The organism is Terrabacter sp. Soil810, from assembly GCF_001429645.1.
Taxonomy (GTDB): domain Bacteria; phylum Actinomycetota; class Actinomycetes; order Actinomycetales; family Dermatophilaceae; genus Terrabacter.
This window is the reverse complement of record NZ_LMSW01000001.1, coordinates 394,845-418,051: the sequence shown is the minus strand read 5'-3', so window position 1 is coordinate 418,051 and position 23,207 is coordinate 394,845. Positions and strand designations below refer to the sequence as shown.

Annotated in this window: 18 protein-coding genes; 10 read left to right on the top strand and 8 right to left on the bottom strand. The window is 69.9% G+C overall.

Going from position 1 to position 23,207, the window contains the following annotated elements; genetic code table 11:
* Positions 1–33: 33 nt before the first annotated feature.
* From acs to ASG96_RS01810, 10 genes are all read left to right on the top strand, one after another.
* Positions 34–2,028 (top strand): acetate--CoA ligase, encoded by a 1,995-nt coding sequence (gene acs / locus ASG96_RS01850; RefSeq protein ID WP_057586266.1) that lies wholly within the window; start codon positions 34–36, stop codon positions 2,026–2,028.
* 360 nt (positions 2,029–2,388) lie between these two features.
* Positions 2,389–3,441, top strand: coding sequence for a trypsin-like peptidase domain-containing protein (locus ASG96_RS01845; RefSeq protein WP_057586263.1), 1,053 nt, complete (start codon positions 2,389–2,391; stop codon positions 3,439–3,441).
* Positions 3,429–4,577 (top strand): hypothetical protein, encoded by a 1,149-nt coding sequence (locus tag ASG96_RS01840; RefSeq protein ID WP_056760184.1) that lies wholly within the window; start codon positions 3,429–3,431, stop codon positions 4,575–4,577. The genes ASG96_RS01845 and ASG96_RS01840 overlap by 13 nt, the downstream gene beginning before the upstream one ends.
* The gene (locus tag ASG96_RS01835) at positions 4,574–7,729 is read left to right on the top strand and encodes an ATP-binding protein (protein ID WP_057586261.1); all 3,156 of its coding nucleotides are present in this window, start codon (positions 4,574–4,576) and stop codon (positions 7,727–7,729) included. Before ASG96_RS01840 ends, ASG96_RS01835 begins: the two co-directional genes overlap by 4 nt.
* On the top strand, positions 7,726–8,343 hold the full coding sequence (locus tag ASG96_RS01830; RefSeq protein WP_056760188.1) for a hypothetical protein: 618 nt from the start codon (positions 7,726–7,728) through the stop codon (positions 8,341–8,343). The genes ASG96_RS01835 and ASG96_RS01830 overlap by 4 nt, the downstream gene beginning before the upstream one ends.
* A gap of 118 nt (positions 8,344–8,461) precedes the next feature.
* Positions 8,462–9,007 carry an NADPH-dependent FMN reductase gene (locus ASG96_RS01825; protein ID WP_235509020.1) on the top strand — a complete coding sequence of 182 codons (546 nt, stop codon included), beginning with the start codon at positions 8,462–8,464 and terminating at the stop codon, positions 9,005–9,007.
* A gap of 344 nt (positions 9,008–9,351) precedes the next feature.
* Positions 9,352–9,480, top strand: a complete 129-nt coding sequence (locus ASG96_RS24430) for a hypothetical protein (protein ID WP_255359533.1) — start codon at positions 9,352–9,354, stop codon at positions 9,478–9,480.
* A gap of 24 nt (positions 9,481–9,504) precedes the next feature.
* Positions 9,505–10,146 carry a hypothetical protein gene (locus ASG96_RS01820; protein WP_057586257.1) on the top strand — a complete coding sequence of 214 codons (642 nt, stop codon included), beginning with the start codon at positions 9,505–9,507 and terminating at the stop codon, positions 10,144–10,146.
* 119 nt (positions 10,147–10,265) lie between these two features.
* Entirely contained in the window at positions 10,266–11,096 is an 831-nt protein-coding gene (locus ASG96_RS01815; protein WP_082591561.1) for an NYN domain-containing protein, read from the top strand.
* Between the two features lie 82 nt (positions 11,097–11,178).
* Positions 11,179–13,020 carry a DEAD/DEAH box helicase gene (locus tag ASG96_RS01810; protein ID WP_369813558.1) on the top strand — a complete coding sequence of 614 codons (1,842 nt, stop codon included), beginning with the start codon at positions 11,179–11,181 and terminating at the stop codon, positions 13,018–13,020.
* Between the two features lie 373 nt (positions 13,021–13,393).
* Here the strand turns inward: ASG96_RS01810 and ASG96_RS01805 are convergent, their stop codons facing one another.
* From ASG96_RS01805 to ASG96_RS01770, 8 genes are all read right to left on the bottom strand, one after another.
* Positions 13,394–14,479 (bottom strand): acyltransferase, encoded by a 1,086-nt coding sequence (locus ASG96_RS01805; protein WP_057586255.1) that lies wholly within the window; start codon positions 14,477–14,479, stop codon positions 13,394–13,396.
* Positions 14,480–14,580: 101 nt separating this feature from the next.
* Entirely contained in the window at positions 14,581–15,480 is a 900-nt protein-coding gene (locus tag ASG96_RS01800; RefSeq protein WP_162262004.1) for a glycosyltransferase 87 family protein, read from the bottom strand.
* On the bottom strand, positions 15,477–16,907 hold the full coding sequence (locus ASG96_RS23545; RefSeq protein WP_056760202.1) for a hypothetical protein: 1,431 nt from the start codon (positions 16,905–16,907) through the stop codon (positions 15,477–15,479). The genes ASG96_RS01800 and ASG96_RS23545 overlap by 4 nt, the downstream gene beginning before the upstream one ends.
* An 8-nt stretch (positions 16,908–16,915) precedes the next feature.
* The gene (locus ASG96_RS01790) at positions 16,916–17,833 is read right to left on the bottom strand and encodes a type II secretion system F family protein (protein WP_057586251.1); all 918 of its coding nucleotides are present in this window, start codon (positions 17,831–17,833) and stop codon (positions 16,916–16,918) included.
* Position 17,834: 1 nt separating this feature from the next.
* On the bottom strand, positions 17,835–19,817 hold the full coding sequence (locus ASG96_RS01785) for a type II secretion system F family protein (protein ID WP_057586249.1): 1,983 nt from the start codon (positions 19,815–19,817) through the stop codon (positions 17,835–17,837).
* The gene (locus ASG96_RS01780) at positions 19,814–21,211 is read right to left on the bottom strand and encodes a CpaF family protein (protein ID WP_057586247.1); all 1,398 of its coding nucleotides are present in this window, start codon (positions 21,209–21,211) and stop codon (positions 19,814–19,816) included. Before ASG96_RS01780 ends, ASG96_RS01785 begins: the two co-directional genes overlap by 4 nt.
* Complete coding sequence (locus ASG96_RS01775; protein WP_057586246.1) at positions 21,208–22,380, bottom strand: AAA family ATPase; 1,173 nt, start codon at positions 22,378–22,380, stop codon at positions 21,208–21,210. The genes ASG96_RS01780 and ASG96_RS01775 overlap by 4 nt, the downstream gene beginning before the upstream one ends.
* Positions 22,377–23,174: a Flp pilus assembly protein CpaB gene (locus ASG96_RS01770; protein ID WP_057586243.1), complete on the bottom strand. Its 798-nt coding sequence runs from the start codon at positions 23,172–23,174 to the stop codon at positions 22,377–22,379. Before ASG96_RS01770 ends, ASG96_RS01775 begins: the two co-directional genes overlap by 4 nt.
* Positions 23,175–23,207 lie beyond the last annotated feature (33 nt).

Sequence of the window (23,207 nt, the reverse complement as noted above, 5' to 3'; positions counted from 1 at the left end):
ACGTGCGCGGGCGGCGCGACCGCACCATCGTCGATGCGAAAGGGTGACACCGTGAGCGAAGAGCCGCTCGAGAACCTCGTCCATGAGGGACTGACCTTCCCACCGCCGCCCGAGTTCGCCGCGCAGGCGAACGGCACGGCCGACCTCTACGCCCAGGCGGCCGACGACCACGACGGCTTCTGGGCCGAGCAGGCGCGCACCTACCTGACGTGGAGCACGCCGTTCACGCAGTCGCTCGACTGGAGCAACCCACCTTTCGCGAAGTGGTTCGCCGACGGCGAGCTCAACGCGTGCGTCAACGCCGTCGACCGCCACGTCGAGGCCGGCCGCGGCGACAAGGTCGCGATCCACTTCGTCGGTGAGCCCGCGGGCGACACCCGCGACATCACCTACGGCGACCTGTACGCCGAGGTGCAGCGCGCGGCCAACGCCCTCGCCGACCTCGGTGTCGGCAAGGGCGACACGGTCGCGATCTACCTGCCGATGATCCCCGAGGCCGCGGTCGCGATGCTCGCCTGCGCCCGCCTCGGCGCGCCGCACTCGGTCGTCTTCGGCGGCTTCTCCGCCGAGGCGCTCCACTCGCGCATCGACGACGCCAAGGCCAAGGTCGTCATCACGTCCGACGGTGGCTACCGCCGTGGCGCGCCATCGGCCCTCAAGCCGGCCGTCGACGCCGCCCTCGACCACGGCGACACGTCGGTCGAGCACGTGCTCGTGGTCAGGCGCACCGGCCAGGACATCGCGTGGAACGACCGCGACGTCTGGTGGCACGAGGCTCTCGAGAAGGCCGCCCCGACGCACGAGGCGCAGCCCTTCGAGGCCGAGCACCCGCTCTTCATCCTCTACACCTCGGGCACGACCGGGAAGCCGAAGGGCATCTTCCACACGACCGGCGGCTACCTGACCCAGGCGGCCTACACCAACGCCGTCGTCCACGACGTCCACCGCGACACCGACGTCTACTGGTGCACCGCCGACATCGGCTGGGTCACCGGCCACTCCTACATCGTCTACGGGCCGCTCACCAACGGCGTCACGCAGGTGATGTACGAAGGCACGCCCGACACCCCGCACCAGGGTCGCTGGTGGGAGATCGTGCAGGACTACAAGGTGACGATCCTCTACACCGCCCCGACCGCGGTGCGCACCTTCATGAAGTGGGGCGCCGACATCCCGGCGAAGTTCGACATGAGCTCGCTGCGCCTGCTCGGCTCGGTCGGCGAGCCGATCAACCCCGAGGCGTGGCTCTGGTACCACAAGCACATCGGCGGCGGCCGCGCCCCGGTCGTCGACACGTGGTGGCAGACCGAGACGGGCGCGATCATGATCAGCCCGCTGCCCGGCGTCACGACGCTCGAGCCCGGATCGGCTCAGAAGCCGATCCCCGGCATCAGCGCCGAGATCCTCGACGACGAGGGCAAGCCCTTCACCACCGCGGAGCAGGTCGGCTACCTCGTGCTGACGAAGCCGTGGCCGTCGATGCTGCGCGGCATCTGGGGCGACCCGGAGCGCTACAAGGAGACCTACTGGTCGCGGTTCGGCGAGAAGTACTACTTCGCCGGCGACGGCGCGAAGTACGACGCCGACGGCAACATCTGGCTGCTCGGCCGCGTCGACGACGTCATGAACGTCTCGGGCCACCGCCTGTCGACGGCCGAGATCGAGTCGGCGCTCGTGTCGCACCCGAAGGTCGCCGAGGCCGCGGTCGTCGGCGCCAACGACGAGACGACCGGCCAGGCCGTGTGCGCGTTCGTCATCCTGCGCCAGGAGTTCGTCGAGGAGGCCGACGAGGTCGGTGAGGGCAAGGACCTCGTCCAGGAGCTGCGCAACCACGTGGCCAAGGAGATCGGGCCGATCGCGAAGCCGCGCTCGATCATGATCGTCAGCGAGCTGCCCAAGACCCGCTCCGGCAAGATCATGCGCCGCCTGCTGCGCGACGTGGCCGAGGGCCGCGAGGTCGGCGACGTGACGACCCTCGCCGACAGCTCGGTCATGGACCTCATCAAGACGGGCATGACGAAGGGCTGACGTCCCCTCACAGCTCCGAGCACGTATGCCGCCCGCCTCACCTTCGTGGTGAGGCGGGCGCTGTGCGTCGGCGGTCCAGTACGCCCGCAGCGCGTGCGTCCAGCCTCGCCTTCCCCCCGCGCGCGGGTGTCGTGATCACCTCCGGAACGGACGCGTACGACGTATCACGGACGCGACGCGCATCCTCTGTCCGGTATGGCCCGGCGTGGGCCGAACCGCACCGGTTGCACGGCGCATGTCCCGCGTTGTCGCAAACGGGACGTGCCGCCGACGCCGTGGTGCTTCACTGGAATGACTGACGGTGACCCCGCGACGGGGACCTGGAGCGCGGGGTGCTCCGACCGACCTCGGAGGGCTCTGATGACGCACCCCCTCGACACCTATCCCCTCGACTTCTCGCAGTCCGACGTCCAGGACGTGCGAACGGCGCTGATCAACGCTTTCGACAGCGCCGACGCCCTGAAGGACCTGCTCCAGCAGGCTGGCGTCCGCACCGGCAGCATCAACCTGGCCCGGGCAGTGGACTACGTCTGGACCGACGCCCTGGCCGTCGCCCGCAAGCAGGACAAGCTGCGCGTGCTGCTCTCGACGGCCGCGCGCGACCCGAACGCCGCGGCGATCCGGCCGCTGCTCGACTCGTTGGTCGCCGACACCCCGACCGACTCGACCGACACGAGCGACGCGGCCGGCTCCGACGCGCTCGCCTGGAAGGTCGACCCGGCCGACGAGAGCGGACTCGAGCGGGTCATCGAGAGCGAGTCGACGCTGCTCGACATCTCGTTCCTCGAGCGTGGCCTCGAGGTGGCAGCCTCGGTGTGCAAGCTCGTCGTCGTCCACGGCGGCAGGCGTTTCCACGGCACTGGCTTCCACATCGGCAAGGGCATGCTGCTGACGAACCACCACGTCCTCTATGCCAAGGGGGCGCCTGCCTCGTCGGTCGAGGCGTGGTTCGGCTACGAGGAGTCCTTCGACGGCGGCGAGCGCGTCCACACCGTGGTGCCGTGCGACCCCGCGTCGATCGTCGGGCGGGCCGACCACGACTGGGCTGTGGTACGCGCGAGCGACGCGCTCCCCGACGACGCACGCCCCCTGCCCCCAACGGGTCCCCTGCCCGACGTGCTCGACCGGGTCTACATCGTGCAGCACCCCAACGGTGAGGTGAAGAAGATCGGCATGGCGCACAACGTCGTCACCGCAGTCACGGACGACGTGCTGCAGTACCGCACCGACACCGCCGGGGGCTCCTCGGGCTCACCCGTCTTCGACGAGTCATGGCGGGTCGTCGGCCTGCACCACCGCTGGGTCAGCACGACCCGAGCCGGTCGCACCGAGTACTACAACCAGGGTCGGCGGGTCGACCGGGTGGTAGCCGGTCTCGAGGCGGAGGGGGTGGGCACGCCATGGGTCAGCTAGACGGCGAGTTCCACGTCACCAACCCGAACGCGAAGGCGCTCTACGACTTCGTCCGGGTGACCTTCGACAGCCCCGACTCGGTCAAGGTCTTCACCCAGACCGCCGGCGTGGCCACGGGCATGATCGACGTCGGTGGCCCCATCGACCCGCTGTGGCTCGACGTGCTCCGCGCGGCGGGCAAGCAGCGGCTGCTGCGCAAGCTCATCGCAGCCATCCAGGCCGACCCGAACAGCGCCGACCCGGAGGCGCAGGCGCTCATGCTCGAGCTCCTCGCAGAGCCCGAGGACGTCATCCCCGCGGAGGCACCCCCACCCGGCACTGGGCCCACCGCCGCAGCAGCGGTCGCCGCCGTGGCCGCAGCCGTCAACGCCGTGGCTGCCGACGTCTACGACGAGGGCCTGCTGTGGAAGGACATGCCGTTCATCGGTCGTGACTCCCTCCGGGAGAGCCTCAAGCTCATGGTGCCCCCGGCCCCGCACCGCTCGCTGCTCGTCATCGGCAACGAGGGCTCCGGCAAGACGTGGACGCGCCAGTTCCTTCGGTACCTCAAGGAGAACGGCGGCTCGATGCAGCTGCGCCCGATCGACATGTCGCTGCGCGCCGGCCTGCCTGTCGACGAACGCGAGCTGGCCACGCTCGTTGCCGACGCCCTGCTCGGCAAGGAGCCACCGACATTCGACCCGACGGCCCAGCCCGAGGCTGTCGTGAGCCGGATGCGCACGTGGCTGAGCGGGGAGCTCGAGGAGTCGACCCGTCCGATCTGGCTCGTGCTCGACGGCTTCACGCCGAAGACCGCCACAGCCGGCGCGATCCAGCTCGTCAACGAGCTCGCCCAGGCCGCCGCCAACGGTGAGCTCGGCCCGGTGCATGTCATCGTGCTCGGCTACAACGGCAACCCGGCGCTGACCGCAGCGGCACTGTGCGAGGCGCTGGCCGCCCCGACGCGCGATGAGGTCAAGGAGTTCTTCGCGCGGGCAGCCTTGGCACTGCAGGGAACTCAGCCTGCAGACGCGGCTCTCGATCAGCTCGTCGACCGTTTCGACGCGAGGCACGGGCCTCTCGCCACGACCCCGATCAGCCGGCTCGGCCCCCTGGCCCGACAGCGCGCGCTGACGCTCTTCCGGGACGAGCCGTGACCAGCGACGAAGCCGAGCGCAGGCAACCGCCGATCATCACCGCCGAGGACATGGCGGCGCGGCTGGACGCCCTCGAGTCACGCGAGGCGCAGGCAGCCCATGAGGCGGCGGCGACAGAGACACCGGATGTCGTTCGGCCGCTCAGCCCACAGCGCCGGCACTGGCGTGAGCACGTGTGCCTGCTCGACTACTTCTCTCTCGAGGACCTCGACGGCGACGGCCGCGAGGCCTCTCCGCCCCCGACCCGGAGGGCGCCTACGAGCTCCCTGTGGGACTCGGCCGTGCGCGCGGTGCGGGGCATGTTTCACCCCGACGACCTCCCGTCCGGCTCGAACGCACCGAACCGGACCAGCCATGGCGCCAACCACGACGAGCTCGACGCGTTCGTCCGTGAGGACTGCGACGTGGTGGCCACCCGACGCGGGTCGGCGTGGCAGCTGCGCCTCGACGTGCGACGGATGACGCTTGAGTCCTTGGGGCGAACAGGGGCGCTCGCCCTCCTGTCGAGCCCGTATGCCGTCAAGCCGGCTCGCGACGACGTCGCTCACCGCATGGCTCACCGCCTGCTCGAGGGCTCGACCGCGCTGCGCGGTCTCTCGCCCACTGAGCTGGCCGGCACACTCCGGGCCCTGGACTGGCTCTCCGGGATGGGGATCTCCCTGCCGAGCGAGCACGACGTGGGGTGCGAGCTCGACCTCGCCAACGTCCTCGCCCCATTACGAGCCGTGTCGACCGACGACTTCGTCGGGCGCGAGCGCGAGCTGAAGCTGCTCCAGACGTACCTGCACGGGCCCCCGCCGACGAGGCCTCTCGCGCTTCACGGCCCTGGCGGCGTGGGCAAGTCGACGCTGCTCGCGCACTTCGTGCTCGAGCACGTCGAGCGCACCGGCGACCCCTTGCTCTTCACATACCTCACGTTCGACCGGGGTGAGCTCGACGCGCAGTTCCCGCTGACGCTCGTCGCGGAGGCGTGCCGACAGCTCTCGCTCCAGGCACCGATGCTCGTCCAGCCGCTGACTCCGGTGCGGGCCGCGATCGACGAGGTGCTGACGGCGCAGCTGAGGTTGGCGCACGAGCACTCCTTGGCCCGCGGGCGGTCGAGCCGTGACGCCGCGCGCAACCGGGCCGACCAGGCCGTGCTCGCCGAGCAGTTCGCCAAGGTCGTCAACGAAACGACCGGTGGCGCGCCGATCCTCGTGCTGCTCGACACCTTCGAGATGGCACAGCGCCGCCGGGGCTCGTTCCTCGGCCAGCTGGGCGCCGCCCTGGGGCGCATGCAGTCGCGGATGCCGTCCCTGCGCTTCGTCATCGCCGGGCGGGCCCCCGTTGCCGGGATGAAGGCGCACAACGTCCCGCTCGAGGGGCTCGACCCCGCCCAGGCGCGGGCGCTGCTTCGCAACGCGCTGCGCGGCATGGCAGTGCCGGACGACCTCGTCGACACGGTGGCCTCGAACGTGTCGGGCAACCCGCTGAGCCTGCGCCTCGCCGCGGACCTCACCCGAAGGGAAGGTGCGGCGAGCCTCTCGACGAGCCGCGGGCGCAATCGGCTCCTGTTCGACCTGCGCGATGAGCAGGTGCAGGGTGTGCTCTACCGTCGCATCCTCGACCGCGTCGACCGTTCGGTGCGGCCACTCGCCAACCCGGGCCTCGTCGTCCGCAAGATCACGAGCGATGTCATCCTCGAGGTCCTGGCCGAGCCGTGCGGGCTGGCGCGCCTGACGCCGAAGAAGGCCGAGCGGCTCTTCGACACCCTGCGCCGCGAGGTCTCGCTGGTCACCGAGGCCCGGCCCGGGGTGCTCGTCCACCGCGCCGACGTACGCCGCGAGATGCTGCCGCTGCTCGAGACGGAGGCTCCAGCCCGGGTGCGCGAGATCCATGAGCGCGCCGTCGCGTACTACGCGACACGGCCGGAGTTCGACGACAAGGTCGAGCACCTCTACCACCGACTCATGCTCGGTGAGCCGTCGACGACCCTCGACCGGTACTGGGTGGACTCCGCGGCGCCGTTCCTCTCGGACGCGTGGACCGAGTACCCGCCGGACGGACGCGTCTACCTCGCCGGGAAGCTCATGGTCGACGCGGACCCCGCGGACCTGGCCGCGGCCGATCGGATCGCGTGGGTCCGGCAGGCGACGTACCAAGCGCAGGCGCAGCTCGACGCCGGACAGCCGGCCCTCGCGCTGGAGATCCTGCGCGGCCGCAGGCTCGAGCCGTCCGATCCGACGATCACCCGTCTTGTCGTCGAAGCCCTCGCCGCTCAGGGCGACGATGCCGAGGCCCTCGCCGTGGCAGAGCAGGGCATCGTCGATGCCGGCCGCGGGCTCAGCCTCGAGGCAGTGCACCTCGGCATCCTGGCCGCCCGCGTGGCGGAGGACGGCGCCGACACCGATGATCCTGGCTCGGGGTTTGCCATCGCGCGCCGGCACTATCTCGACGCTCGCGATGCGGCCGTCGACTTCGGAGCGCCGGCGGAGGCGCTGACGGCAGCCGCGGGGGCACTGCGTGTGACGCGCCGGTTCGAAGGGCTGCGCCGCACCTTGACCCGGGAGGCCGTCGCCGCGCTGCCTCCCTGGCCCGACCCCGAGCGGGACGCGGAACTGCGATCGATGCTCGTCAAGGAGATCACGGCGCTCACCACGCAAGAGGTCACGCGGCATCCGGGACTGCTGCGCGAGCTGGCTGCCGAGCTCGGCTCGCAACTGCCCTCACTGCTCATCGCGGCCGCCGACACCTTGGGTGTGGACGCGCTCGGCGCGACCGCACGCGACCTGCCGAGCACCACGAGGTCGGTCCTGGCCGAGACAGCGACAGGCACGCGGTCGATCCCTCTTGGGACCGGGCCTTCACCCGCCGATCCCGTTGCCGAAGAGCCCGTCACCGAAGAGCCCGGCGCCGAAGGCCAGCCTCCCGCCCAGGCGGTGTCCGCGGGTCCAACTGCCGAACCCGACCCGGCCCCACCGACACCCGCGGACCTCGTCAACAGCGAGCCGCCCGGCACGTCCAACTCCTACGGATCGACCATCGCCGACGCGCTGCGCACCAGCCCTGGCGATGATGAGCTCAAGGAGTCGCTTTCGACGTACTGGCAGCGTGAGGCCGACCAGCCCTCGTACGACTACGACGAGGGCTCCAGCGAGGGGAGCGCGCCATGAGCACCACCGACACCACCGGGAAGAACCCCCAAACCGCCAAGGGCAACGGCGTCCCGTGGCTGGCGCTCTTCGTCGTGGCGGCCCTCGTCACCGTCGTCTACGTGTCGCTGTCCGTCGCGGCGTGGGTGCGGGCCGATGACAGCGACCTGACCGCCGACGCGTGGACGCGGCTGACGTTCGTGCTCCACGGTGTCGAGGCGATCGCGTTCACCGCCATCGGGTGGCTCTTCGGCCGTGAGGTGCACCGCAGCGAGGCCGAGAGTGCGAAGAAGGACAAGGAGCAGGCCCAGGAGACCGCCACGTCGGCGCAGGCGACCACCGAGCAGGTGCGCGAGGAGAAGACGGCCGCCCTGCTGCGCGGGCAGGACGCGGAGTCACGCGGCCGCGAGCTCGCCGAAGGCATACGCGTGGCGAACCTCGCACGGGCACAGGCCGGTCCCAGCGGCGCCGGCGCTCCTACCGGCCGGGATGCGGAAGGCGGCGACGAGCTGTCGCCGGCCGACGACGGGACGCGCTCGCTGCCTCCGGCCGGCTCGACAAGCGCCGGACCGGCCGTGGACGCGGTTCCCGACCACCTCGTCGCGCTCGCCGACCGCCTCTTCCCGCCTCGCTGACCCACGGATGGACGGACGGACGGACGGACCGGCATACGCCATCTGGGTGTGACCCGAGCCACAGGCCGAGCACGGGCCCTCACGGAATGCCCAGCCCACTGTGATAGTTGGTTGAACCGTGAAGCAACTTCGTATCGTCGTGTCCTCCACCCGCCCCGGCCGTATCGGCCCGAAGGTCGCCGAGTGGGTCGCCGCCCAGGCGCCCGCGACCGAGTGGGAGGTCGAGCTGCTCGACCTGTCGTCGCTGCCGTTCTTCGACGAGGAGGACATGCCTCGCAACGGCAACTACGCCAAGCCGCACACGAAGGACTGGGCCTCCAAGGTCTTCGAGTCCGACGCCATCGTCGTCGTGACGCCGCAGTACAACCGCAGCTTCCCGGCCCCGATCAAGAACGCCATCGACTACCTCTTCGCCGAGTGGGACGCCAAGCCCATCGCGCTCGTCGGCTACGGCTGGAGCGGCGCGAGCGACGCCACCGCCGACCTCACCAAGGTGCTCGGCCACGTCAAGGCCGACGTCGTCGGCTCGACGGGACTCGTCTTCACCCAGGACGTCTCCCCCGCCGGTGAGCTCGACGTCACCGACGAGCGCCGCACCGAGCTCGGTGCGCTCCTCGACGCGCTGGCCGCCAGGGTCGACGAGCCCGTGGCCGCCTCCGCCTGATCCCAGCACCCGCACTCCCCGACGGGGGCCGCCCACCACGGGCGGCCCCCGTCGTCATGCATCGAGGGCGTATGCCGTCTCGCCGTCGGTCCCGGGTGACACCCCAGGCCGTCCGCCGCTGTATCAGACGCGACGCGGTGCGCTCCGTCTCACAAGGGCACCGAACCAACCGGCCGTATGCCGTCCGCCACCGTCACGGGAGAGCGCGGACTTCCATGACGGCGCAGCGGTTTCGGGCATTCGCCCTGAAGGGAGCTGCGCCCGGTGCTTGACTGGTTGGGCGCCAGGTATGGGAAGGCGGTTGTGATGGGCACACAGCTGCGCGGGCCGGATGAGGATGCGCCATGACGCATTTCCTCGACGCGGTGCCCGTCAAGGCCCCGCCCGATGACGTCGACCCGCGCGAGTCGCTGACGACGTCCTGGCAGGACGAGGCCGACCGCCCGTCGTTCGACGACAACGCCGACGGCTGACCGGTACGACACGAGGGGGACGACATGCCCACGAAGCCCAGGCCCGAGCCCAGGCCCGAGCCCAAGCCCGACCCACCGCCCGGCCCGGGACAGCCGCCCGACGAGCCGAGCCCGACGCCTCCGACCACCCCGGCGCCCACGCCGCTGGAAAGCGCCTCGGCGAGCGGCGCGAGCTGGCGCTGGCTCTTCTTCGCCGCCATGGCGATCGTCGCGGCCTACATCGGCTTCGTGCTGCTCGCCTTCGTCCGCGCTGATGACGCACTGCCCGAGACCGACTGGAGCAGGTCGGTCTACGTGCTGCTCGGTGTGGAGGCCCTCGCATTCACCGCCGTCGGCTGGCTCTTCGGCCGAGAGGTCCACCGCGGGGAGGCCAAGGAGGCCCAGAAGCACGCCGACGAGGCCAAGCAGGTCGCCACGCTGGAGAAGAACCGTGCCGACTCGGCGAAGGACACTGCGGCACAAGAGCGTTCGCGCGCCGAAGCTGCCCAGACCAAGGGCCACATCCTCGCGAGAGCCGTGCACTCCCTCACCGAGGCGGACTCCGGTGGCGGCGGGGGCGACGAGAGCTCACCGGCGGGTGGGCGGACCCGTGGCCTCGAGGCCCCGGCGACCGGGTCGACCCAGGCGCTCCGGAGCATCGCCGACGAGCTCTTCCCGTCGGACTGACGGAGGGCACAGCGAGCAGCGGGCCCGAACGCCTCTCCTGTCATTGCGTATGCCGTTGACCGGCGACCGACCGAAGCCGGAACCCACCACGACCACGGACACGCCGACAGGATGGGTCCATGACGACTGCCGAGGGCAATGCCCACTTCGCCGTCCTGATCGATGCGGACAACGCCGACGCCTCCATCATCGAGCAGCTGCTTGCGGAGGTGTCGACGTTCGGCGTGGCCAGTGTGAAGCGGGTCTACGGCGACTGGACGACACCGCAACTCGGCAAGTGGAAGGACACGCTGCTGGCGCACTCCATCCAGCCGATGCAGCAGTTCGCCTACACGACGGGGAAGAACGCCACAGACAGCGCGATGATCATCGACGCCATGGACCTCCTCCACACGGGGACCTTCGACGGGTTCTGCCTCGTCTCCAGCGACAGCGACTTCACCCGCCTCGCGTCTCGAATCCGTGAAGCCGGCAAGCGGGTCATCGGCTTCGGCGAGGAGAAGACCCCTCGGGCGTTCGTGACCGCCTGCGACCAGTTCATCCACGTGAGCGTCTTCCGCACGCCGTCGGATCCGGAGGCCCTTCCGCCCAGCCGCCGGACTGGCGCCGAGCTCCGTCAGGACACGACGCTCGTGCGCCAGCTCCGGGCAGCGGTGCAGGCTGCAGGGGGTGAGAGCGGTGTGGCCGACCTCGCGCTCGTCGGCTCCCTCCTGGTCAAGCAGACCCCGGACTTCGACTCTCGTCGCTACGGATACGCGAAGCTCAGCGAGCTCGCGGAGGTCATCGGACTATTCACCGTGACGCGGACCGGTGGACGGGTGAGTCTTGCGCCGCTGCCCAAGCGGGAGACTCCTTCCACCGGTGGTGGCGCAGTCACGCAGGCCGCATCGAAGAAGGCGCCGGCCAAGAAGGCCTCGACGAGGAAGGTCGCGCCGCCGAGTCGTGTCTGACAGCAGAGCGCGATCACCGCTGGCGGCGCCAGTCCTGGGCGTGCTGGTTTCCGCGAGCGCTCGGACGCACTACCGTCGAGTGGTGAGCGAGCCGAGTGTGGAGTCCCCCGTCAACGAGTCGTCCGAGGACGGGCCGCAGGTCGCGGAGGCCGCGCCCGAGGTCACCTCGGACGTCCAGCCGGAACCCGACAGGATCTCGTTCGCCGACCTGGGTCTCGACGACAAGGTGCTCAAGGCGCTGCGTGACGTGGGCTACGAGTTCCCGTCGCCGATCCAGGAGGCGACGATCCCGGCCCTGCTCGACGGACGCCACGTCGTGGGCCTGGCCCAGACGGGCACCGGCAAGACGGCGGCCTTCGCACTGCCGATCCTCAGCCGGCTCGACCTCGGGCAGAAGAAGCCGCAGGCGCTGGTCCTCGCGCCGACGCGTGAGCTCGCGCTCCAGGTCTGCGAGGCGTTCGAGCGGTATGCCGCCCACCTCAAGGGCGTTCACGTGCTGCCCGTCTACGGCGGGCAGGCCTACGGCGTGCAGCTGAGCGCGCTGCGCCGTGGCGTGCACATCGTCGTCGGCACACCGGGCCGCATCATGGACCACCTCGAGAAGGGCACGCTGGACCTGAGCGAGCTGCGCTTCCTCGTCCTCGACGAGGCCGACGAGATGCTCAAGATGGGCTTCGCCGAGGACGTCGAGACGATCCTTGCCGACACCCCCGACGACAAGCACGTGGCGCTCTTCTCGGCGACGATGCCCGCGCAGATCCGTCGCATCTCAAAGAAGTACCTCCACGACCCCGTCGAGATCACGGTGAAGTCGACGACGTCGACGGCACCGAACATCACGCAGCGCTACCTGACCGTGAGCTATCCGCAGAAGGTCGACGCCCTGACCCGCATCCTCGAGGTCGAGAACTTCGAGGGGATGATCGTCTTCGTCCGCACCAAGAACGAGACCGAGACGCTCGCGGAGAAGCTTCGGGCGCGCGGCTTCTCGGCGATGGCCATCAACGGCGACATCGCGCAGAACCAGCGCGAGCGCACCGTCGACCAGCTGAAGTCGGGCAAGCTCGACATCCTCGTCGCGACCGACGTCGCGGCCCGTGGCCTCGACGTCGACCGCATCAGCCACGTCGTCAACCACGACATCCCCACCGACACGGAGTCCTACGTCCACCGCATCGGCCGCACCGGGCGCGCGGGCCGCAGCGGAGACGCGATCTCGTTCGTCACGCCCCGCGAGCGCCACCTGCTCAAGGCCATCGAGAAGGCGACGCGCCAGTCGCTCGTCCCGATGAACCTGCCGACGGTCGACGACATCAACGCGACGCGCCTGACCCGTTTCGACGATGCCATCACCGAGGCGCTCTCGACCGACAAGGTCGACTTCTTCCGCGACGTCATCGCCCACTACGTCAGCGAGCACAACGTGCCAGAGGCCGACGTGGCGGCGGCCCTGGCCGTCGTGCTCCAGGGCGACGAGCCGATGCTCCTCGACCCGGAGCCGATCCGCCCCGCCCGGACGTTCGACGACCGCGGCCCGCGTGACCGGCGTGACGACCGCGGTGACCGCGGCGGCCGGCCGGTTCGCAACGACCGCAACGACCGGGCTGACCGTGGACCGCGGCGTGGCGCGTCGGGCCCGATGGCGACGTACCGGATCGCCGTGGGACGCCGCCACAAGGTCGAGCCGCGACAGATCGTCGGCGCCCTCGCCAACGAGGGCGGCCTCGGGCGGCAGGACTTCGGGCACATCGACATCCGCGCCGACCACTCCCTCGTCGAGCTGCCGGCGACCCTGCCGCCGGGCACGTGGGACAAGCTGCGCTCCACCCGCATCTCGGGCCAGCTCATCGAGCTGAGCGAGTCGCAGGAGCGGGGCAGCCGCTCGGCGCCGTCCAAGCCATATGGGAAGCGCCCGCGCGACTGACCCGCCCTCAGGGTGCTGGAGGGTGCAGGTCGACGTCGAGGCCCTCCCGACGGCGCACGGTGTACTCCCCTCTCTGCAGCACACCCTGCCGTTCCGTCAGCCCGTGGCAGCCCGTTGGTCCTCCCTGACCACGCGATCCGCCACGAACCCGTCCACCCTGTTCGTGCCATTGTGAAGGCCGTCGCGGTGTTGCGTCGAGAGTCATTTCGGACACCTTGACGGCCACGGCAGTCGACTCCGCGGCAGAGCCGCCGCCGCATGGTAGGAGGCCGAGCAGGAACCACAACTGGGCCGGGCGTATGCCGTCCCCGTCGTCCCGACATCGGCCGTTTCTCCCGCCCAGTAGCTCGGCTCCGGCGAGACCGGAGCCGAGCTACTGGGCGGGGGCGACGGCCTCGACGGGGCCGACGGGTGAGGGAGGGCCGGAGGCCGGGACGAGTCGACGCAGCCGCATCGACGGCCGTTCGACGATCAGCCAGGACGCCCAGGCGACGGGTACCGTCACGGCGACCGAGATCACGGCGAACCATTCAAGTCCGACGGCCTCCGGCACCCTGCCGACGGCCATCAGCTGCTGGAGCGGGAACGCGAAGAGGTAGACGCCGTACGAGATGTCGTTCCGTGCGCCGATCCTGACGGGCAGTCGGGCGCCGAGCCACAGTAGGAGGAACGTCACCGGCACCGGGGCGATCGCGAGGTAGAGGGATCGGTCGAGGAGGAGTGTCGCTACCACGACGCCCCCGGCTGCTGCACCGGCCACCTTGGACATTGGTAGCCGCTCACGGAGGAACCAGAGCAACACCCCCGCCGCGAAGAACGTCCAGAGGCGGGTCAGATCGAGGGAGACACCAGGTCCACCACCGGCCGCGCTCACAACGACGGAGGCGACCGTCAGCGCTGCGCACACGGCTGCTGCCGCGCGCCGGCCGAAGCCCGGCATGGCGAGAAGCAGCCCGAACATGACGTAGGCGGCCGCCTCGAAGGGGAGGCTCCACGTCGAAGCGTTCCAGAGGCCGGAGTAGGGGACTCCACTGGGCGTGCCGCCGATGCCCATCTGCGTCGTGAAGAGCAACGAGTTGTGCACCACGTAGCCGGCGCCACTCGCCCAGTCATAGGTGCTGCGCGTCAGCAAGGTCGACAGCGGCGCGACGACGAACGCGGTGAAGAGCAGGAGGGCCCAGTAGGCGGGCATGAGCCTCAGGCCCCTGCGCCAGAGGAAGGGCCGCATCGCCATCCGACCCCGGCTGCCGGCGATGAGGTAGCCGGAGATCGCAAAGAAGCCCTCGACCGCGAAGTCGCCCATGTGGGCCCAGGGACCGGGCACACCGGTGGCGGCCTTGTAGGAGTGGTCGACGACGACGAAGACCGCGAGCAGCAGGCGGATGGCGTTGAGCGCGTTGTCGCGGTCGTCCAGACGCAAGCCGACGGGAGCCGTCTCGACGCTCCCCCTCGGTGCCATGGGGCAAGAGTGCCCGACCGCCACCGAGCCCTCACGGAAACGCGAAAACGACTGGGGTCAAAGCCAATTCAAATGCAGACAAGCCATGTCAAAACGGACTGTCAGTCCTTCCGACGGCCGGCCGTCGAATCGCCGGATCGCAGTCTCGGGAGAGCCGTCAGCAGGACCAGGATGCCGCTCGACCACAGCGGCATGGCGAGCACCATCGCCACCGCGATGGCCCCTCGCCGACCTCTCAGGGCTGCCCACACGACCACGACGACCGCGACACCCAGCCGCAGGGCGAGTGGCGGGTAGCCCGCCTGCGTGGGGGGCGTCGGCGCGTCGACGATGAAGTCCCACCACTGCCGCCAGAGCTCGGGCGAGATGGCGAAGGACACCGCGACCACGGCAGCGGTACCGAGCACGGCAGCTGCTGCCTGGCGCCACTCGCGCCGGGCGGCGAACCACACCGGCCCCAGCCCCGGGGTCACCTTCGTCAGCAAAGGGAACGCCCAGGCAGCCGGATGCCGCATGCCGATCACAGCGGCTACGGCGAGGAACGCCTCGATGTTGCCGATGAGCAGGGCAGGCGGCGCGACGTAGGCCAGCACGAGCCAGCGCCACCGTGGCGACAGCGGCCACAGGAGCCAGACCAGGGCCGATCCGAGCAGCACCGACCACACCGTGAGGAATACGGGCCACGGCAGGAGCGTCAACGGGAAGATGACCTGTGCGAAGGCCGGGGTGTAGTTGAAGGCGTCCGGAGACCCTGGAGGCAGCGTGTACGGGCCGACCCTCCAGACGTTCCAGTACGCGTGGGCGGAGTCCGTGCCGAAGGACGCCAGGCGGCTGCCGAAGAGGATCCAGAGCGTCGGCAGCAGCGCGATCCACAGCGCCGTCCGGCCCACGTCCGCGAGCGGTCGCTCCCCGGCACCGGCACCGCGGCTCGGATCCGCCTCCTCCGCCGCAGGGACGACGTCCTCGTCTCCGTGGAGGTCAGCCCGACCGTCGCCCATCATCCCCGAGACCTCAGCAACGCGTAGCCGCCGGCCTGCTCGACCAGCTGCCAGACACCGGTGGCGCGCATCGCGGAGACGACCGCGGCGTCGGCCGGGAGGGCGGCATACGTGCATCCAACCTGCTCGGGATAGGACTGCCACCCGGGCTCGGCTGCGATGAATCCGAGGTAGGCCCTGATGCGCTCCACGCTGTAGAGCTCGACGCGCGTGTCCATCGTCGCGCGCAGGCCGGGGTGCTGGAGCATAAGCCATCCACCGTCCGCCTGGTCGTTGCACACGACGGTGCCGGCCGGCAGTCGGGCGAGCGCGGCGTCGAGCCCGTTCGGCCCGATCCCGGGAGATGCCGCGGCCGCGGGGGCGAGCGCACCGGCCAGCACGAGGCTGACGGCCCCCGACACCAGGACCGCCACCCGCTCGCGCCGTGGCACGCCTGAGACCTGCTGCCGGGTCAGTCGCTGAATCGCCAGGGCCGCCAGCGGCGCCAGCACGACCGCGGCGAGCCCCGTCGTCCGCGACCACGTGACGGCGAGCGCGAGGGCTAGGACCGTGAGGAGCGCGACGGTCCACTCACCACGGCCACGCACCACCTGGTCGACGACCACCACAGCGACGAGCAGGAGCGCCGCGACCAGGCCCGGATCCGTCAGGCCCGGCGGCTGCCACTCGCTGATCATCGCGGTCACGCCGCTCACCTGGAAGGGCGAGCTGAACAGGCGCGGCCCCACGGGTGTCAGAGCCGCGACGGCAACGGAGAGCGCAGGCACCACGGCCAGACGAGCCGCGTGGCGCAGCGTCACCCGTCGCTCGAGGAGCATGCCGACGACGACGACGCCACCGATGACCGGACCGACGAACCACATTCCGTGGCTGCACGCCCAGAGCCACGTGAGCGGCACGAGCCACCAGCGGGCGCGCCCGTCCTCGCGCGTCAGCAGCCACGTGCTGGTCGTGATTGCAGCGAGCGCGAACGTCACGAGCTGGGGCCGCGGCGACAGGCTGCCGCTCAGGGCGACGAAGGCGACCGCGAGCACGAGTGCCGTGACCAACGCCGACGACCGGCGTCGGCAGGCGGCATACACCGAGAGCCCGACGAGTAACGACGTCAGGCAGAGCAGCCACGCCACTCCGGGGAGGCCGTATGCCGTGTGCGCCCAGTGCATGAGCACCTCGGGCAGCCACTGGTTAAGGATCCAGATCTTCTCCGTCGCTGCACCGAGCGGGTCCTCGAGAACGAACTGCCCTGTCCCCAGTAGGTGTTCACCGGCAACGATGTGCCAGAAGGCGTCGGGATCCTTGATCGGACCGAGCGGCTTCAGGGCGTAGAGGGCCAGGACGAGCGGCGGCATGATCCAACCGATTCGCGCAGCCGGGGGGCTGGTGCCCGGGGTCTGCGCGGCCTTGGCCTCCGCGTCCGCGACGACGGCCACGGAAGGAGTCAGCCCCCGAAGGCCTGCATCATGCGGATGCCACCGGGGCCGATGATGACGATGAAGAGGGCCGGCAGGATGCAGAACATCAGCGGGAAGAGGATCTTGATGGTGACCTTCTGCGCCTTCTCCTCCGCCTTCTGACGACGGACGAGGCGCATGTTGACGGTCTGCTCACGCAGCACGGCGGCGATGGGAAGTCCGAGGCGGTCCGCCTGGACCAGGGCCGTGATGAAGTTCCTCACCTCGGGCAGCGTGACGCGTTCGCCCATCGAGGAGAACGCCTCACCGCGCGACTTGCCGATCTGGATCTCGGACAGCACTCGGGCGAACTCACCCGCGATCGGGCCGTCGACGTTGCGCGCGACCTGGAGCAGCGCGGCGTCGAAGCCCTGTCCGGCCTCGACGCAGACGCTGAGCATGTCGAGCGCATCGGCGAGGCTCTTGCTCGTCTGCTCCTGTCGGCGGAGCGCGACGTTCTTGATGAGCAGGTCGGGCAGGAAGAAGAGGGCCGCGCCGCCGATCACGGCGAAGAGGAGGGCATTCGGCATCTGGAACTTGCCGTAGAGCGCGCCGAGGAGGATGCCGAGCAGCAGTCCGGCGCCCTTTAGACCGAGGATGCGTTCCACCGTCCAGCCCTCAGGATTGCCGGCCTGGTCGAGCAGCTTCGAGTAGCGGTCGTCGGTGCCTCCCGGCGAGAGAACACGGGCCAGACCCTTGGTGCGCTCGAGGAACGGTGCGACCAGCCGGTCCTTCGCCGCAAGGTCGGTCGTGACCACCTCGCGTCGGTCGACCGACTGGTCGATGAGCATGAGGGACTTGGCCACGCCGCGGGGTTCGCCGCTGCTGAAGCCGAGACTGAGCACCGCGACGAGCACGCCGATGGCGAAGAGGCCTGCAGCGACGTAGACGGGGTTCAGGTTCACGTCACACCTCGATCTTGACGACTTGGCGCATCCAGAGGATGCCGACACCGAGCGCGACCAGCCCGCCCACGCTCATGACGAGGCCCACAGTCGTCGTCCACAGCAGGCTGACGTACCCGTAGTTCACCCGCGTCATGTAGATGAAGATGAAGATGGGCAGCGCGATGAGGATGTAGGCGGAGAGGCGACCTTCGGCCGAGAGCGTCGACACCTGTCGTTGGAGCGACTCGCGTTCGCGGAGCGTGCCGGCCGTCGTGCGGAGTGTCTCAGCCAGGTTGCCGCCGACCTCACGCTGGATGCGGATCGCCATGACGGTCCAGTGCATCGACGTGCTCTCCATGCGCGTGGCGACTCGCTCGAGAGCATCGGAGATGTCGGTGCCGATCCGGGTCTCGGCAAGCGCTCGGCTGAACTCCTTGCCCGCCGGCTCCGCCGCGTCACGGGCGACCGCATCGAGTGCCTGCGGCAGACCGAAACCGCTGCGGAGGCTCGTGGAGATGAGGAGCAGGATCTGTGGCAGCTGGGCCTCGAACTTCCGCGACCGGCGCGAAGCAGCAAAACGCAGACCGACGGGCATGAGGATCAGTCCGAGGACCCCACCGAGGATGAGCCCGAGGACCTTGGCGTTACCGACGAGCACCATTCCGAGTGCCACCCCCACGATGACGGCGACGACACGCAGGATGAGCCACTCACCGGCACGGAAGGGCAGGTCGGCGCGCTCGATGAGGGCCATCGTCTTGCTCGTGGACTTCCGGTCCTTCATGACCCGGTCACCCATGTCGAGCAGCTGCGCCGCGATGGTGCTCTGGGCTGCCTTGATCTCCTGCCGCGAGAGGGCGACGCTGTCACCGACGACGTAGGAGCCGATCGATGCGATCCGACGCTCGCGCTTGGTCTGGAGCGTCGGCATGAGCGACGTCGACAGCAGGACGAACAGGGCAAGGGCAAGCAGTCCACCGGCGATGTAGGGCGTCCGGTCGGTGAAGGTGACCGGTCCGATGCCCGCGGCCTGGGGAGCAGGGGCGCCAGGTCCCGGCGTGGCCGACGGTGTCGGCGAGGGCGCTGCAACCGGTGCACCGAAGGTGGCCTGACGGCTGAACCCGAAAGCGGTGGTGCCGGCAACTCCCGACACGTCGAACTGGTGGAGTCCCGACAGCGACTTGGGGATCGCGGTCGAGAACTGGACCTGACGGTTGAGCGCCCGGGCCGATGCGGCGAACGCTGCCGAGACACCAGCCGTGTTGTCGGCCCCGACGACGGTTCCGCCGTTGGTGTCGGCGAAGGCCTTGAGCGCGCCCGTGGCGTCCGGGTCGTTGGTCTTGAAGCGCACGACGTCGACCCGGATGTCGCCGGCCTTGAGCTTGGCGACGGTGTTCTTGAGGGCCAGCGCCTTGTTGTCGGCAGTGGTGTCGGCTCCGTCGCTGAGCAGGACGATGCTGCGGTCACCACTCCCCCCGAGCACCGCAGCGGCGCTCTGCATCCCGGCATACAGGCTGGTGTCGCCGCGCGAGTCGAGGCCGTTGATGACGCGCTGCGCGGCCGCGCGGTCGAGCGTAGGGGCGAGGTCGACGCCGGCGGTGTTGGCGAACGACGCGACGCCGACCTTGACGTCGGCCGGCACGGTCTTGAGGTAGGTGGCGGCAGCCTTGCGGACGGTCGACATGCCTTGGGATCCCATGGAGCCACTGGTGTCGATGACGAGCATCGCCTTGCGGTCCAGCTTCGCGGCCTGCTTGACCGTGGTCGGGAACTCCTGACCGTCGACCTTCACCTTCAGCGACGCAGGGTCGACCTGGACGTCGACCTTGCTGCTCAGTGTGATGACGCCGGTCAGCGTCGAACCCGAGCTGGTCGAGGTCGCCTTGACGCTGCTCAGGCCGACCGACACGTCGGCCGCCTGCGCGACGCCTGCCGGCAGGACCACGAGTCCGACCGCGAGGGCGGTCAGGGCGGTGACGAGGCGACGAGTCGTGCCGCTCACAGAACCGACCGCGCGAAGAGTGAGACAGGCAGCTCGACACCGACATCGGCCAGGTCGGCGGTGAACTTCGGACGGATGCCGGTCGGCACAAGGCCGCCGAGGAATCGACCGTTCTCGTCGCGGCCAGCCCCGTAGTTGAAGGTGAAGATGTCCTGGAGGGTGATGACGTCGGACTCCATGCCGACGACCTCGGAGATCGCGACGATGCGACGTGTGCCGTCCTTGAGGCGTGACTGTTGGACGATGAGGTCGACGGCGCCTGCCACCTGCTCGCGGATGGCGCGCACGGGCAGGTCGACACCGGCCATGAGGACCATCGTCTCGAGACGCGCGAGGCTGTCTCGAGCGGTGTTGGCGTGGACCGTGGTGATCGAGCCATCGTGGCCGGTGTTCATGGCTTGGAGCATGTCGAGCGCGGCGCCGTCTCGGATCTCACCGACGATGATGCGGTCGGGGCGCATGCGCAGGGTGTTCTTGACGAGCTCGCGGATGGAGACGAGTCCGCGGCCCTCGATGTTGGCCGGTCGGGCCTCGAGGCGCAGCACGTGCTGCTGCTGGAGCTGGAGCTCGGCGGCGTCCTCGATCGTGACGATCCGCTCGTCGTTCGGCAGGAAGGAACTGATGACGTTGAGCGTCGTCGTCTTGCCCGAGCCAGTGCCGCCGCTGATGATGATGTTGCGGCGGCCCTTGACGCAGGCGTCGAGGAAGTCACGGACGTTCTCGGTCATCGTGCCGAACGAGATGAGGTCGCGGTCGGTGAACGGGTCGGCCGAGAACTTGCGGATCGTCAGCATCGACCCGTCGAGAGCGATCGGCGGCACGACCGCGTTGACACGCGAGCCGTCAGGCAGGCGCGCGTCGACCATCGGGCTGGACTCGTCGACGCGACGACCGACGCGACCCACGATCTTGTCGATGGTGCGGCGCAGGTGGGTCTCGTCGGAGAAGCGCGCGTCGACGGGGTAGATCTTGCCCGCGCGCTCGATGTAGATGTCCTCGGCGCCGTTGACCATGATCTCGGAGACCTCTGCATCGCGCAGGTAGGGCTCGAGGGGACCGTGGCCGAGGATGTCGTCGGAGACGTCCTGGGCGATGCGGGTGCGGTCGGCGTGCGAGAGCGGGGTCTGCTCGGAGTCGATGACCTCCTGCAGGGTCGTGCGCACCTGCGTGGCGAGCTCGCCCTCGCTGAGGTTGGGGTCATAGAGACGAGGGCCCAACGACGCCACGAGCGCCTGGTGGACGCGCTCCTTGACGCCTGCGAAGGGGTCGACACCGCGGCGACGCACGGGCACCGCACCGTTGGTGATGCGGATCTGGCCGCCGTTGGTCGGTGCCGGATCGTTGATGTGGCTGGACTGACGGGCCCGTTCCAGGCGGTCGGCGAGGTTGCTCATTTCTTTCCTCCGAACAGGCCGAAGCTGCGCTTGGCGCCGTTCTGCAGGTCCTCGCCGAAGCGACGTCGGATCTCGTGGTCGGCGAGGTCGCGGATCGCGAGCGACACCGGGTTGCGCGGGTCGTCGAGGACGAGCGCGACGCCGCGGTTGACCGACGCCGGCACCGTGAGGCTGTTGGGGACGTTGGCCGAGATGGGCGCCTTCAGGGCGGCCTCGACGTCGTCGGGCTTGAGCCCAACCTTGGCGTCGGAGCGGTTGAGCACGATGGTCCGGGCCTCCCTCGACGCCCCGAGCGTGTCGAGTGTGTTGATCGCGATCCGGAGGTTCTTCACGGCCGGGATGTCGAGTGTCGCGATGAGGATGGTGAGGTCGCTGACGTCGAACGCCGCGAGCACGTGCTCGGTGAACGACGGCGGGGTGTCGACGATGACGTAGTCGTACTGCCCGCGGGCGACACGGAGGAGCTCGATGACGACGTGCGACGGGACGCGGTCTGCGTCGGCCGGGTCGGCCGGCGCCGCGATGACGTCTAGGCCGCTCTCCTCGTGGCGCGTCACGACGGACTGCACGCCGGCGTCGTCGAGGTGCCCGCTCATCGCGACGACGTCACGCACCGAGCCGTGCGGCTGGAGCTGGAGGCTGATCGCGACGTCGCCAAACATCAGGTCGAGGTCGACGAGCAGGGTCTTGGCCCCCACGGAGGCGAGGTAGACGGCGAGGTTGGTCGACATCGTCGTCTTGCCGACGCCACCCTTGGCGCTGAAGACGGTGATGATCTTGCCGTCACGGCCACCCACGTTGGTGCCGTGGCCGGTCAGCTGTTGGGTCAGTGCCACCGACCGGCGGACTGCGTCGGCCAGCGCCGTCTGGTCGTCGGCCTGGACGACTTCGCGGACACCACTGCGCAGCGCCTGGGCGAGGGCCGTCACGTCGAGGCGGTGACGGAGCAGGATGACGCCGAGCTCGGGCCGGTCGATGCGCTCCCGCTCGGCCAGCTCGCAGGCCGAGTCGAGGTCGATGTCGGGGCCGATGACGACGAGCGACTGGTTGCGGTCCTCCTCGAGGGCGCGGCTGACGCGGGGCGCCGAGTTGAGGTGGACCGCGTCACCGCCGAGCGCGAAGCGGTAGGTGTCGACCGCGGCCGGGTCGTAGTCCCACAGGATGGTCATGGGCCGGCCACCGCGTCTCGTAGCTGGAGGTCGGTGACCTCGAGCTTCGGGTCGACCTTGACGTCGGAGCCACGGAGACCCGCGTACAGCTGGCGGTTGGCGATGCCGTGGATGAGGAGCGTGGCGTCTGCCGGCTTCACGGCCACGGTGACGAGGTACCCGCCCGCCGCGCCGGCGGCGGTCGCCGGCTGGCCCTCGGCCGGCGGCGCCGCAGCCTGCCCGGCAAGGGGGGCGTCACCCATGGCGATGACGAGCACGTCGGGGAGCAGGAGGCTCGTGCCATGCACCTGGTTCTCGTTGAGGATCTTGGCCTCAGGCGTGTCCCTCAGGTCCTTGATCGTGTAGGTCTGGAAGAGCGCGATGTGCGAGCCGGGCGTGACGAACTTCCCGACGCGCGCCGGGTCGGAGAGGGCCAGGGAAACCGCGAGCATGCCGCTCGGCACCTCGATCGCCTTCGTGCCCTGTGGCGTCGTGCCGAATCGAGCGGCGAGCAGGTACTCTCCGGCCGGGATGTCAGACGTGGCAAGGAGCGCGTTGTTGTCCGCGTTGATCTCCTGGAGCGCGCCGGCAGGCACGGCCTTGGAGCTGACGGAGGTCTGTGCGATGAGACCGGTCCGCTGGGCGTCCTTGAGGGTCGTGCCGACGGGAACGGGTTGCTGGGACACCCACACCGGCGCCGGTGACGCTTCCGCGATGGCCCGCGCGTCGGCGTTGCGGGCGTAGCTGATGACAAGCAAGCCGCCGCCGATGGCGAGTGCGAGTGCAACGACGATGGCGAGAATACGACGGTTCATGCGGAGATGCCCCCAGAGAAGGTGTTCATGGTG

Coding starts and splice junctions, on each gene's coding strand:
- acs (WP_057586266.1), top strand. CDS start 34: ATGCGAAAGGGTGACACCGTGAGCGAAGAGCCGCTCGAGAACCTCGTC.
- ASG96_RS01845 (WP_057586263.1), top strand. CDS start 2,389: ATGACGCACCCCCTCGACACCTATCCCCTCGACTTCTCGCAGTCCGAC.
- ASG96_RS01840 (WP_056760184.1), top strand. CDS start 3,429: ATGGGTCAGCTAGACGGCGAGTTCCACGTCACCAACCCGAACGCGAAG.
- ASG96_RS01830 (WP_056760188.1), top strand. CDS start 7,726: ATGAGCACCACCGACACCACCGGGAAGAACCCCCAAACCGCCAAGGGC.
- ASG96_RS24430 (WP_255359533.1), top strand. CDS start 9,352: ATGACGCATTTCCTCGACGCGGTGCCCGTCAAGGCCCCGCCCGATGAC.
- ASG96_RS01820 (WP_057586257.1), top strand. CDS start 9,505: ATGCCCACGAAGCCCAGGCCCGAGCCCAGGCCCGAGCCCAAGCCCGAC.
- ASG96_RS01815 (WP_082591561.1), top strand. CDS start 10,266: ATGACGACTGCCGAGGGCAATGCCCACTTCGCCGTCCTGATCGATGCG.
- ASG96_RS01805 (WP_057586255.1), bottom strand. CDS start 14,479: ATGGCACCGAGGGGGAGCGTCGAGACGGCTCCCGTCGGCTTGCGTCTG.
- ASG96_RS01800 (WP_162262004.1), bottom strand. CDS start 15,480: ATGATGGGCGACGGTCGGGCTGACCTCCACGGAGACGAGGACGTCGTC.
- ASG96_RS01780 (WP_057586247.1), bottom strand. CDS start 21,211: ATGAGCAACCTCGCCGACCGCCTGGAACGGGCCCGTCAGTCCAGCCAC.
- ASG96_RS01775 (WP_057586246.1), bottom strand. CDS start 22,380: ATGACCATCCTGTGGGACTACGACCCGGCCGCGGTCGACACCTACCGC.
- ASG96_RS01770 (WP_057586243.1), bottom strand. CDS start 23,174: ATGAACCGTCGTATTCTCGCCATCGTCGTTGCACTCGCACTCGCCATC.